13 protein-coding genes are annotated in these 13,409 nt (G+C 32.7%); 10 read left to right on the plus strand and 3 right to left on the minus strand.

Annotated elements, in window-relative coordinates:
• Positions 1 to 40 precede the first annotated feature (40 nt).
• The 10 genes from H6578_03695 (at position 41) to H6578_03740 (ending at position 9,500) form a co-directional block, all read left to right on the plus strand.
• Entirely contained in the window at positions 41 to 409 is a 369-nt protein-coding gene (locus H6578_03695) for a four helix bundle protein (protein ID MCB9226266.1), read from the plus strand.
• Between the two features lie 61 nt (positions 410 to 470).
• Positions 471 to 1,661, plus strand: coding sequence for an FtsW/RodA/SpoVE family cell cycle protein (locus H6578_03700; protein ID MCB9226267.1), 1,191 nt, complete (start codon positions 471 to 473; stop codon positions 1,659 to 1,661).
• Between the two features lie 54 nt (positions 1,662 to 1,715).
• Positions 1,716 to 2,780 (plus strand): undecaprenyldiphospho-muramoylpentapeptide beta-N-acetylglucosaminyltransferase, encoded by a 1,065-nt coding sequence (murG, locus tag H6578_03705; GenBank protein ID MCB9226268.1) that lies wholly within the window; start codon positions 1,716 to 1,718, stop codon positions 2,778 to 2,780.
• Positions 2,780 to 4,141: a UDP-N-acetylmuramate--L-alanine ligase gene (locus H6578_03710; GenBank protein ID MCB9226269.1), complete on the plus strand. Its 1,362-nt coding sequence runs from the start codon at positions 2,780 to 2,782 to the stop codon at positions 4,139 to 4,141. The genes murG and H6578_03710 overlap by 1 nt, the downstream gene beginning before the upstream one ends.
• Positions 4,134 to 4,904: a hypothetical protein gene (locus tag H6578_03715; protein ID MCB9226270.1), complete on the plus strand. Its 771-nt coding sequence runs from the start codon at positions 4,134 to 4,136 to the stop codon at positions 4,902 to 4,904. Before H6578_03710 ends, H6578_03715 begins: the two co-directional genes overlap by 8 nt.
• 6 nt (positions 4,905 to 4,910) lie before the next feature.
• Entirely contained in the window at positions 4,911 to 6,284 is a 1,374-nt protein-coding gene (gene ftsA, locus H6578_03720; GenBank protein MCB9226271.1) for a cell division protein FtsA, read from the plus strand.
• Positions 6,285 to 6,310: 26 nt separating this feature from the next.
• Positions 6,311 to 7,870 (plus strand): cell division protein FtsZ, encoded by a 1,560-nt coding sequence (ftsZ, locus tag H6578_03725; protein ID MCB9226272.1) that lies wholly within the window; start codon positions 6,311 to 6,313, stop codon positions 7,868 to 7,870.
• Positions 7,871 to 7,969: 99 nt separating this feature from the next.
• Positions 7,970 to 8,281: a septum formation initiator family protein gene (locus H6578_03730; protein ID MCB9226273.1), complete on the plus strand. Its 312-nt coding sequence runs from the start codon at positions 7,970 to 7,972 to the stop codon at positions 8,279 to 8,281.
• Positions 8,282 to 8,336: 55 nt separating this feature from the next.
• A complete protein-coding gene (locus H6578_03735) occupies positions 8,337 to 8,840 on the plus strand; it encodes a T9SS type A sorting domain-containing protein (GenBank protein ID MCB9226274.1) in 504 nt (167 codons plus the stop codon).
• Positions 8,841 to 8,849: 9 nt separating this feature from the next.
• Entirely contained in the window at positions 8,850 to 9,500 is a 651-nt protein-coding gene (locus H6578_03740; protein ID MCB9226275.1) for a DUF1566 domain-containing protein, read from the plus strand.
• A gap of 2 nt (positions 9,501 to 9,502) precedes the next feature.
• On the opposite strand, the gene H6578_03745 is transcribed toward H6578_03740, so the two are convergent.
• Genes H6578_03745 through H6578_03755 form a run of 3 tightly spaced genes read right to left on the minus strand, consistent with a single transcriptional unit; the run spans position 9,503 to position 13,289 of the window.
• Positions 9,503 to 11,467, minus strand: a complete 1,965-nt coding sequence (locus H6578_03745; protein MCB9226276.1) for an OmpA family protein — start codon at positions 11,465 to 11,467, stop codon at positions 9,503 to 9,505.
• A gap of 27 nt (positions 11,468 to 11,494) precedes the next feature.
• A complete protein-coding gene (locus tag H6578_03750) occupies positions 11,495 to 11,974 on the minus strand; it encodes an LEA type 2 family protein (GenBank protein MCB9226277.1) in 480 nt (159 codons plus the stop codon).
• Positions 11,975 to 11,978: 4 nt separating this feature from the next.
• A complete protein-coding gene (locus H6578_03755; protein MCB9226278.1) occupies positions 11,979 to 13,289 on the minus strand; it encodes an ABC transporter permease in 1,311 nt (436 codons plus the stop codon).
• Positions 13,290 to 13,409 lie beyond the last annotated feature (120 nt).

A 13,409-nucleotide genomic window follows, 5' to 3' on the forward strand; every position in this document is an offset into this window, starting at 1 on the left:
TTAGCCAAAAGCTGAAGAGTATAATAAAGCGAGTAACAAAATGAAGAATTTTAGAAAATATAGTGTTTGGCAAGAAGCAATGGTAATAGTTGATGATGTTTATGGTATTGTTGATGGTTTTCCAAAGTCAGAGAACTTTGGTATGAGAAGTCAAGTAACAAGGGCTGCTGTTTCAGTTGCGTCAAATATAGCAGAAGGTTGTTCTCGTTCAAGTCAGATAGATTTTAAAAGGTTTCTTCAAATTTCTATGGGTTCTTTGTTTGAATTAGAAACACAACTTTTAATAATAAACAATAGAAACTGGGTTGATGAAAATAAAGTGATACAATTAATAGATAAAGTAATAGAGTTAGAAAAAAGATTGGGAGCATTAATAAGAAAAATAAAAGAAGATACCGCAAAAAGCTAACAGCAAAAAGCTAATAGCTAATAGCAAGAAGCTAACAGCCAATAGCTAAATAAAAAAACAAATGAAAACAATAAAACTAAAAGGAGATAAATATATATGGGGCATAGTGCTGATGCTATCGCTGTTTTCTCTGCTAGCAGTTTATAGCTCTACGGGTACGCTTGCGTATAAAATGCGTGCCGGCAATACCGAGTACTACCTTATTAAGCAACTGCTTATTATAGGTGGTGGTTTGGTGTTGATGTATATTACTCATTTAGTTAACTACAAGTATTTTTCAAGAATTTCGCAAATACTCTATTACTTAAGTGTGATATTGCTCATTATCACTTTATTAGTTGGTACTAACATTAATGAAGCTAAACGGTGGCTTACCCTACCGGGAGTAAACTTAACTTTTCAAACTTCCGATTTAGCTAAACTGGCTCTCATTATGTTTTTAGCAAGAATGCTGAGCAAAAAACAAGATAAAGTAAGTTCTTTTAGCGAGGGTTTTTGGCCTACAATTTTGCCTGTGTTTATAATATGTGGTTTAATAGCTCCAGAAGATTTATCTTCTGCTTTAGTGCTGTTTTCTACCAGTGTGCTTATTATGTTTGTGGGAAGAATACACATAGCCTATATTGGTGGCTTAATAGCTATTAGTTTATTATCGGCAGTGTTGTTTATTTCTCTTTTATACACACTTCCCGAAGATAAAATGCCCGGGCGTATGACTACATGGAAAGCCAGAATAGAATCTTTTACGGCAGATGAGGAAGTAACAGAAATACCGTATCAGCTTATGCAGTCAAAAATTGCTATAGCAAAAGGTTTAGTGCCAAGAGGCCCCGGTAATAGCACACAGCGTAATTTTTTACCTCACCCTTATTCCGATTTTATTTATGCCATTATTATAGAAGAATATGGCTTAATAGGTGGTGCATTTATAGTCTTTTTATACCTTGCTTTTTTAGTGCGTGCAGCATTTATAGTTCGTAAATCGCCCAAAGCATTTGGAGCATTATTAGCTTTTGGTTTAGCCTTAAGTTTAGTTATACAAGCATTAATAAATATGGGGGTTACCGTAGGTATTTTGCCCGTTACAGGATTAACATTGCCATTAATAAGTATGGGAGGAACATCTACCATTTTTGTGAGTATAGCTTTTGGAATTGTATTAAGTGTAAGCAATGATGCAGAAAGTTTGCAAGAAGCTCAAAATGTGGCTGAAAATGTAGTTGAAAATAAGGAAACTGACGAGGAAGATTAGGAAGAAGTATTTATAATTTTAATTAACGATTTGGAAAAAAAATTAAACATATTAATGAGTGGTGGCGGTAGCGGAGGTCATGTATTTCCTGCTATAGCCATAGCCGATGCTATAAAGAAAGAGCATTCTAATGCGGAGTTTTTGTTTATAGGTGCTAATGGCAAAATAGAAATGACTGCCGTACCTAAAGCAGGCTACAAAATTGTAGGGCTAAATATTGCCGGTTTCCAAAGAAAATTAACCTTAAAAAATCTTTTGTTTCCTTTTAAACTTTTGTTTAGCATAATTAAAGCTTGGTTTGTAGTAAAACGCTTTAAACCCAATGCTGCCATAGGCACAGGAGGCTACGCCAGCGGAGCAGCACTTAAAGTAGCACAGTGGCAGGGAGTGCCAACATTTGTGCAAGAGCAAAATGCTTTCCCCGGCATTACTAATAAACTATTGGCTAAAGATGTAAAATATGTTTTTGCGGCTTATCCGGGTTTAGAAAAATATTTTGGAAAAGATAAAATCATTATTTCCGGAAATCCGCTGAGAGGGAGCATAAACATAAGCAATGTAAATAAAGCAGAAGCGGTTAAGCATTTTGGCTTAAATGAAAACAAACCAGTGGTTTTTATAACAGGTGGAAGTTTGGGTGCCAGTGCTATTAACAAAGCTATTGCTCATTATATTGAAATGATAAAAGAGCAAGATGTGCAGTTAATATGGCAATGTGGTAAAATTTATGAGGAAACTTATACAAAATTCAATTCTGAAAGTATAAAAGTGTTAAGTTTTATAGATAGAATGGATTACGCTTATGCTGCTGCCGATGTTATTATTTCAAGAGCAGGCGGAACTATTTCAGAGTTAGCATTAGTGGGTAAGCCTGTTATTTTATTGCCTTCGCCTAATGTGGCGGAAGACCACCAAACTAAAAACGGAATGGCTTTAGTAGAAAAAAATGCCGCTATTTTAATAAAAGATATTGATGCCAATGAAAAATTAGTGCCAGAAGTTTTAAAACTGTTAGCGAATAAAAATAAACAAGAAGAATTAAGTAAGAATATAAAATTATTTGCAAAACCAAATGCAGCTAAAGAAATAGCTCAAAAAGTATTAGCAACTATACAATGATTAGTTTAACTAACATATCAAACATATATTTTATTGGCATCGGGGGGATAGGTATGTCTGCTTTAGCACGCTATTTTAATAGTCAAGGCAAAAAAGTAAGCGGCTACGATAAAACACCATCGCCTTTAACTAATCAATTAAAACTTGAAGGTATAAATATAACTTTTGATGATAGCATAGAAACTTTAGATAAAGATGCCGATTTGGTGGTTTATACACCGGCTATTCCGGCTAATCATTTGCAGTTTAATTGGTACAAAAACAAAAATTATCAGCTACACAAACGTTCTGTAGTGTTGGGAGCTATTACCCAAAATAAATTTACTATAGCGGTAGCTGGTTCGCATGGAAAAACTACAGTTTCCTCTATGATAGCTCACATACTAAATGAAGCCGGTGGCTGTACGGCTTTTTTAGGAGGTATAGCTTCAAATTTTGGTAGCAACTATATACACACTTCAGATAAATACGTGGTGGTAGAAGCAGATGAGTATGACCGTTCTTTTATGACCTTAGAACCCAATATTGCTGTAATAACTGCCATAGATAGCGACCATTTAGAAATTTATGGTTCGTTAAAAAATATAGAAAATGAGTTTATAGCTTTTACTAATAAGATAGTAAAGGGTGGAACACTGTTTTTAAACGAAAAATATCTACACATAAAAAATAGATTAACTAATAATTTTGCTTTGAAATCTTATGGCTACAAAACAAGCAATAATGCTGTTTTAAAAGAATTTAAAGTAGAAAATAATGAATTTCATTTTAGCGTAGCTGTTGAAAAGGAAAATATTGAAAATATAAAGGCAAAATTTGGAGGTGTTCATAATTTAGAAAATGCTACTGTTGCCATTGCTGTTTGTAAAGAATTAGGAATTGCTGATGAAAAAATTAAAAAAGCCTTATACACTTTCAAAGGCATAAAAAGAAGATTTGATATTCAACTAACAAATGATGACTACGTTTATATAGACGATTATGCTCATCATCCGGAAGAAATTAAAGCCTTGCTTAATTCTATTAAAGTGCTTTATCCTACTAAAAATATAGTAGCCATTTTTCAGCCACATTTATTTTCACGCACTCAGGATTTGTGTGCCGATTTTGCGGAGCAACTAAGTAAAGCAGATGAAGTGCTTTTATTGCCTATTTATCCTGCCAGAGAATTGCCAATAGAGGGCGTTACAAGCACTATTATTTTAAACAAAGTAAATGCAAAGCGTAAAAGAATAGTTGAAAAACAAGATTTACTTGCCGTAGTTAAAAATTTGCCAAAAGATAGTGTAGTACTTACTATTGGTGCAGGAGATATAGATAGATTTGTAGAACCCATTAAAGAAATTTTAGCTAATGAGTAACGCAAAACGAAATATGATGCTTGTGTTAAAATTGTTTTTGGTATTGCTTTTTACAGGATTATTTATAACCATTCTAATTTCTGCAAAAACTAATATAGAAGATGTGGTGTGCACAGATATTGATGTTCAAATAAACGAAAAAAACGGAGTTCACTTTTTAACTAAAAAGGAAATCGTTGACTACATTAACAACAATGGAGCATCTATGGTAATAAACAAAAAAATAAAGGACATAGATAAAGCAACCATAGAAAAAAGGATAGAAAGCAATAAATATGTTTCAAGTGCAGAGGTTTTTTCAAATTTTGAAGGCAGGCTGAGGGTAAAAGTAAACCAACGTACGCCATTTTATAGAGTATTCAACAATGAAGGTGTTAGTTATTATGTAGATGTTAACAATAAACGCATTCCTTTATCAGCTAACTTTACGCCAAGGCTTATTGTGGCTACAGGTTATTTGACGAACAGTTCTTTGCCTTCAGATACTATAAATAAGAGATTAAATGAAATTATAAGTTTCATTAATAAAGATGAATTTTTAGAAGCTATGATTGGGCAAATAGATGTTACCAAATCCGGTGATTTTGTATTGTACCCAAAAATAGCGGAACACTATGTAATCTTTGGCTCTACAAGCAATATGGAAGACAAATTTAAAAGGCTCAAAATATTTTATAAGAAAGCCCTAAAATTTGTCAATTGGAAACAGTATGAAAGCATAAATCTTAAATATAAAAATCAAATAATCTGTACTAAAAAATAATTAACTATGAGAACACCGGGAAAAATAATGGTAGGGGTAGATATAGGAACAACAAAAATTTGTGCCTTAGTAACCCGAAAAAACGAAAATGGAAAAACGGAAGTTTTAGGTATTGGTAAGGCCGATTCGCATGGCGTATTGCGTGGGGAAGTTGCCAATATTGATAAGACTGTACACTCTATTGTACAGGCGGTAGAGCAGGCAGAGAAAGCTTCTGGCGAAAAAATAACCAATGTATATGTGGGTATTGCAGGACAGCATATTAGGAGTATGCAAAACAGAGGAATATTGACTAGAACAAATTCTGAAAATGAAATAAATAAAGAAGATGTTAAGTCAATGATTAGAGATATGCACAAGTTAGCTTTAAATCCTGGTGAAAGAATAATACATGTGCTTCCTCAAGAGTTTTATGTGGACTCCGTTTTGGCTTTAGATACGCCTATAGGTATGTGCGGTAGCAGATTAGAAGCTAATTTTCATATTATAACAGGAAAAGTTTCTGCGGCTCAAAACATAAAAAGATGTATAGAAAAAGCAGGTTTAGTTATGGACGGTTTAATATTAGAACCATTGGCATCTGCGGCAGCAGTTTTAGATGAAAATGAAAAAGAAGCGGGCGTTGCTTTAGTTGATATAGGTGGTGGAACTACAGATTTAGCTATTTTCCAAGATGGCATTATTCGTCATACTTGTGTTATTCCTTTTGGTGGAAACATTATAACAGAAGACATTAAAAATGGTTTTAAAATAATGAAAAATCAAGCGGAGCAGCTAAAAACCAGATTTGGTAGTGCTGTAGCTTTAGAAACTAAAGAAAATCAAGTTATTTCAATACCTGGAATTAAAGGTAGAGATCCTAAAGAAATTTCGGTAGCCAGCTTGTCAAAAGTGATACAATCAAGAATGGAAGAAATTTTTGAGCAAGTATATTTTGAAATAAAAGCATCGGGATATGCCAATAAATTAAATGCAGGAATAGTGGTAACAGGTGGAGGTTCTAAACTAACACATATTAAACAACTTTTAGAGTATGTTACAGGTTTAGATTCAAGAATAGGTTATCCAATAGAGCATTTGGCTGTTGGGTTTAATCCGGAGTTAAAACATCCACTTTTTGCCACAGGCATAGGATTAGTAGAAAAGGCTTTTGAAGAATATGAAGAAGATTTTAATAGCGATTTGAATATAGAAACATTTGATACTTTAAAAGAGCCGGCTGCTCAAAAAGAAATAGAAAAACCGGAAACAGAAGAGAAAGGAGAAGATGATGTAATACAAAAAGCTATAAATGCTAACCCGGGAAAATGGTGGGAAAAAATAATTAATAAAATACCGGATTGGTTAAGCGATGATAACCACAAAGATTTTGAAGAATAAAAACTGAATATAAAATGGATACTACTATGAATTTACATTTTGATTTACCGAAAGAGCAATCGTCAATTATTAAAGTAATTGGTGTAGGAGGCGGTGGCAGCAATGCTGTTAATTATATGTATGAATTAGGTATAAGAGGCGTTAACTATGTGGTTTGTAATACAGACCAGCAAGCATTAGATTTAAGTCCTGTGCCTAATAAAATACAATTGGGACCAGAAATGACCAGAGGTTTAGGAGCTGGTTCTCGTCCGGAAATAGGAGCACAAGCTACCGTAGAATCTACAGAGGAGATAAAAGAATTATTGAGCAAAAATACCAGAATGGTGTTTATAACTGCCGGAATGGGTGGAGGCACAGGAACAGGAGGTGCACCTGTAGTAGCTCAAATAGCAAGAGATATGGGCATATTAACCGTTGCTATTGTTACCACACCATTTAGTTTTGAAGGTAGAAGAAAACTAACCCAAGCAGATGAGGGAATAGAAAAGCTAAAAGAAAATGTAGATAGCATTATCATTATTTCTAACGATAAAATAAGAGAAATATATGGCAATTTGACTAAGTCTGAAGCATTTTCAAGAGCAGATGATATTTTGTCTATTGCGGCTAAAAGTATTTCGGAAATTATAACAGTACCGGGAGAGATAAACGTTGACTTTGCTGACGTTCAGTTTGTTATGAGCAATAGTGGCGTTGCCATTATGGGCGAAGCACAAGCAGAAGGGGAAAATAGAGCTATGCGTGCAGTACATGCCGCTATAAATTCGCCATTGTTAAACAGTAGCAATATTACAGGCTCAAAAAATATCTTAATCAATATTTCCTCAGGAAAAATGCAGGCAACTTTAGATGAAATAGATCAAATAAGTAATTTTGTGCAAGATGCGGCAGGGAATGATACCGATATTATTTTTGGTACTTGTGATGATGATACATTGGGCGATAAACTACGAGTAACAATTATTGCTACAGGTTTTGAAGATAAAATAGATAAACCCGTTATAGAGAAAAAAGAAATAATAAGTTTAGATACTCAAGTGCCAAAAAATGATATTGTTGAGAAAAAAGACGATATAGAAGAAATAAAATTAGTAGAAACGGATAAGCCGACTACTGATGAAACTTCTAATTTTTCTGATGAGGATAATAGAATCGTTTTTGATTTTGCGGTAGAAGAAACTACTGATGAAGAATCTTTTGAGGCAGAGGAAGATACTCAAGAAAATGAAACTGACGATAGGTTTAACTTTACTATAAAAGAAGTTGAAAAAGAACCGGAGCAAAAGTATAATTTTTATACTACGCCTCCTAAAGAGCCAAAAGAGAGTAGAGATGAGGGCAAAAATGAGATTATGCACAGAAATAGAGTTCAAAAACTGAAAGATGTTAGCTATAAATGGCAAAATATAGAGCAGTTAGAAAATGTGCCTGCCTACGAAAGAAAAGGAATAGATATAAATGAGGAAGTTCATAGCAAAAAAGAGCATACTTCTAAGTTTATTATTGAAAACTCTAATTTTAATGGAGAAAAACGTCCGGAAATTAGAAAGGATAACGGCTTTTTGAACGATAATATAGATTAAAAGAATTAATTTTTCATGGTAGTAAGCAGTTCGGTATGGGTAGCAATATTATACTGAACTGCACATACTAAAAAATAATATAAAGCTATACGAGTTGACATGGAAAAATGGATTGAATTTTATAAAAACCTCCCTTGGTATATAAAAAACATATACTTTGCCATAGCTTTATTTTTTGTTTTATGGATGCTTTTTTTTGACCAAAACAATATGTTTTACCAAATAAAACTAAGCCGAAAATTAAGCAAATTAGAAGACCAAAAGCACTATTTTCAAGAACAAATACAGGATGTAGAAAACACCAAAGAGGAACTATTTTCTACTGCGGCAAAAAAAGAGAAATTTGCCCGAGAAAAGTACCACATGAAAAAAGATAATGAGGATATTTTTATAATTGAAGTGGAAGATTAATTGTTTAATTTATTAATTTGTAAATTATATAATTAAAATTATTACCTTAGTGTTCATGAAACAATATTTATTTTTCTTAGCTTGTTTATTTTGTGCTTTTTCTTTAAAAAGTCAGAATGTATATATTTATAAAACAGACGGTTCTTCTGAACAATATGCTTTAAATAGTGTGCAGCGTATTACATATAGTGGAAATAATATGATATTAAGAATGAACAATGGCGCTACACATACTTGGGATATAAATACAATAGATAAATATTCCTACAAAGAATTGTCTCCTATTATAGAATTAAATACGCCTAATTTTAATTTTGAAGTTTTTCCTAATTCATTTGAGAATTATTTGATTCTAAAAAGTAATAATTCAGAAGTAAAGGGGAAATTTGACATAGAGATTGTAGATGTTTCGGGAAAAGTATTTTACAGCAATGAAATAGGAGTAGAAAAAATGTCGGACTATAAAATTGAAGGATTGGATGATTTGGTGGCAGGAATTTATTTTTGTAGAATAACTAATAGTCAATCACTTTTTGTAAAGAAAATAATTAAAAACTAAAAAATACTTATGAAAAATATATTTACTTTAATCTTTGTATTTGGTGCTTTTGTAGCTATTTCGCAAAATCAAATGACAATTCATTTTACTAATGGTAACACAGAGACTTTTTTATTGAACGATATAGATAGTATTACTTATACTTCTGGGAATACTGTATCTTACAATTTGGGAGATGAAGGTCCTGCGGGAGGTATTATAGTTTATGATAAAGGTTCTTATTCTAATGGATGGAGATACATGGAGTTGTCTCCAAATAATTTAAGTCAAGGATATGGTACTGGACATTGTTATGTTTCCAGTCAGTTTTTATCTGGTATAGGAAATGGAGCTAATAATACCGATGTAATGGTAAATAACTGTGCCGACCCTAATGATGCAGCAGTTTTATGCAAAAATTATATGCTTGTTAATAATGGTGTAACTTTTGACGATTGGTACTTACCTAATTTGGAAGAAATGTTATACATCTATAATCTTAAAGAATCTTTGGGTTATTTTAATACCCAACATTGGAATATTAATGACGGACAGTATGATTTATATTGGACTTCTACTCCTTATGATGATAATGAAGATTACATTGTAAGATTTGATGGCTGGAATACAACAAGACTAGAAAGTGAATCAAATAGAGTAAGGGCTATACGTTACTTTTAACTTTACTTTCCACTTTCTATTACGCCATCTTTTGTTATTACCCTAAAAGTAGTACGTCTATTTTCTTGGTGTTTTTCTTCGCTACATTGCACACCGTTTTTACATTCGTTTATTAGTCGGCTTTCGCCATAACCTTTGGCTTGTAGTTGGGTGGTAGGCACGCCTTTTTCTATTAAGTAATCTACCACGCTTTGTGCTCTTCTTTGGCTTAGGTCTTCATTGTATTTATCGCTACCGCGGCTATCCGTGTGAGAGCCTATTTCTATGGTTAAATCATTATTCTCTTGAAAAAAGCTTACTAATTTGTCTAACACAGGCAATGATTCTGCACGCAAAGTGGCTTTGTCATAATCGTAGTAAATATTAGGAATAACAATTTCCTTTTCCGGGAATATTTTTTCTAATTCTACTTGCTCATACAACTTTATAGTTAAGCTGTCTTTGCTGCTCAAACCTTTTGTGCTAACACTTAAGCTTTTATTAAAATAATCTACTTTATTAATATACAGTTTGTAATCTTGATTGGCCTCTAATTCAAATACTAATTTGCCATTTTGAGGTGTTATTTTTTCTTGCCCTTTCATTAATACTATAGCATTTTCAAGAGGTTTTAAACCTAATATTTTGCTGTTGGCATCATTTGGGTTTTCATAATTTTTTTCTACTACCGTTAAATGCAATTCGTAATAATTGATGAATAATTTTTGGTACATATATAAATCATCATTTCCTTTTCCGCCTTTTCGGGTAGAAGAAAATACCCCTGTTTCTAATATTTTGTTCTTGTCTGTATTTGGTAAATCAATAAACTGCAAGCTAAAATCGTCTGCTCCTGTGTTTATAGGAAAAGGCAATAACTCTGCTTGAGCGTAAGAGTTTTTATCGGGAGTGGCTTTAAAAATATCTAAACCACCATAGCCCTTTCTTCCATTAGTGGCAAAATATAGGTTGCCTTGCTTGTCAACAGTTGGGAATAAATCGTTTTTCTCCGTATTTACGTAGTAACCTGCATTTATGGGTTGGCTGTATGTTCCATTATTTATATCTATATAATAAATGTCTTGCTCGCCATAGCCATAAGGTGCATCACTTGAAAAATAAAGGCGTTTATTATCGGGGCTTACATAAGGCTGCCCTACATTTGCCGAATCAGAAAATATTTCAACTAATTCTGGCTCATACCAATATTGTCCGTCTGCTTCGGCTTTATAAATTCTGCAAAAACTTTTGCCTAAATCTAAATAATCGCAACGAGTAAAATATGCCGTTTCAAAATTTGACGTAAAAGCCATCACACCTTCTGCTAAATCGGTATTTATGGGAGCATCTATATCTGTAGCATTGTTCCAGTTCCCATTGTTGTATTCGGCTACATATATATCCGGATTTTTTTGTCCGTCCCACGGTTGTACTTTGTCGCCTATATTAGTAGCTCTTGTAGAAGTAAAACTCAGTTGGTTATTTTTAAACATGCGTGGAGCATATTCGCCAGCTGCGGTATTCAAATTCCCCAAGTTTTTAATCAGTATATTTTGCTCTTTGCTGTTTTGTTTCTCTAATATTTCTTCTAATAGTTTAATTTCGGAGCTGGTATTAAAAATATCATTGCTCAGCTCTTTATACTTTTTTATAGAAGCTAAAGCATCTTCATATTCTTCATTGTGTTTTTGAGCCAATCCAAGCTGAAGATAATTGTACGGGTCATCGCTTATTTCGGTTATGCGTTTATAGGTGCTTACTTCTCCTTGCGGATTATTCATAGCATTATAGCTGTTGGCAAGTAGTTTTAGTTTTTCTACTTTCTCAAAGTTATCATTTGCACTTTCTGCTTCTTGGTTAAGTAGTTCAACAGCTTTTACAAACTTTTTTTGCTCGTAGGCAGCAGTTCCTGTCTTAACAACTGTGCTGGTGCTTTTGCATGCAATAAATAAAACACTTACAAATAAGAATAAAAGAAAATTTTTCACTTAATAAAGGTACACTTTTAACTTAAATTATTGTACTTCTCCTTCTTTCAAAATAATTTCTTCTGTTCCGTCTATAGGAATACTAAATTCTATGCCTTTAACATCAAAAGTTGCCGAGCCTGTATATTTAACATCTACTTGTTTGTTTTGCAATGAATTTAAAGCTCCACTTAATAAACCAGCCCAGTTGTCTTTTAAAAGTTGTTTTGGTGTAAAAGATGTTTTTAAAGGAATATTAAAATTGTCTTTCTTTTTTATTTCTGTTTTTGCCGTTTGCGATACATGACTTACCAGTACTTCATTAACAAAAATATCTACATCTACATTGTTTAAATAAATGCTTACAGGATTGGGATTAAAAACTACAGCATCGGCATTTATAGTAATGTTAGTATAGTTAAGATCTTCAACCACAATGTTTTGTATGGTTTTAAATTTAGGTTTTACGGCTTCGGTACTGCAAGCTGCAAGAAAAATAAGGAATAAAGGTAAAAGGTATTTTTTCATAGTTTTAGTTGAATTTTATAGATTTAATAGGGTCAATATTATTAACCAACCTTGAAGGTAATAGCAAAAATAATGCCCCAATAAGTAAAGTAAAAATGTTTAAAAAAAGTAGCCATGTCCATTCTATTTTAACGGGAGCATAATCTATATAATAAGAATCTTGAGGCAGTTTAACAAAGTGTGTTATATCTTGCAAATAACATAATCCTATGCCGGCAATATTGCCAATAAGCAATCCTAAACCCAAAATGAAAATGCCATTCCAAATAAAGATATTTTGTAATTGTTTTTTATTGCTTCCCAAGGCTTTTAAAATACCTACCATATGGGTGCGGTCAAGTATTAAAATAAGTAAAGAAGTTATCATATTAACGGCTGCTACCAATAGCATTACTATTAATATTACTATTTCATTAGTGTTTTGTAGTGCCAGCCAATTAAAAATATCGGGTTTAAATTCTTTAATAGTTTGGGCGTATAAATTTTGGTCTATAGAGTAAAATAAATCATCTCCAATTTTGTCTAAAGGGTCTTTTAATAGTTCGTGTCTTTTGTCTTCCGATAAAAAAGGAGCTATTAGTTTTTTACCATAAACAACTATTTTATTTTCAAACAAATTTTTGTCATCTACAAAAACTTCAAATCCACCTACTTCATCATTTTTCCAGCCGTTTAAGTTTTGTATTACGCCTATGTCTATCCACGCATATTGCTGGTCAAACTCTTGAATGCCGGAACTATAAATACCCGAAATTTGAAATTTTCGTTTACGCACTTTGGCATCATCTTCTAAAAAGCTAATAAGCACTTCATCGCCTACTTTTAGTTTTAATCTATTGGCAGTTATTTCAGAAATTAATATTTGATAATTGTCTTTTTTACCTGTAATGTCAAAAAGTTGTCCGTCTATAATATTATTTACTACAGATTCTTTTTTAAAATCGGGAGCAATGCCTTTAAGTATAATGCCTTCAAAATCTTCTTGTGCGTGTATAATGCCACCTTTAAGTGCTACGGATTGCACATGAGCCACGCCTTTATAATCTTCGGGGTGTAGGTATAAATTATTATTGGTACTTATGGGTACTTTGTCTAAACTCTCCGAAGCTTCATAGGGCGTAACAATAATATGAGCCCAAAAATTGAATACTTTATTACTTATAGTTTGCTGAAAACCACTAATTAAAGCGGTAGAAATAATCATAACGGCAGTACTTAATGCTACGGCAGCTACAGAAATTTTAAGAATAAACCTTGAAAAAGACTGCTGTTTATTGCCTGCTATTTTTTTAACTATGAAAAGTGGAAAATTCATTAAAGCACTATGCTAATTTTTGTACTGCTCAAAAATAAGGAAAGTAATTGAAATGGGAGGAATTGGGGGGATTATGTGGTGTGTAGGATAATTGTTTAGGGAAGTGTTTGTCTTTTATAT

Source organism: Chitinophagales bacterium, assembly GCA_020635995.1.
GTDB lineage: Bacteria > Bacteroidota > Bacteroidia > Chitinophagales > UBA8649 > JAFMKE01.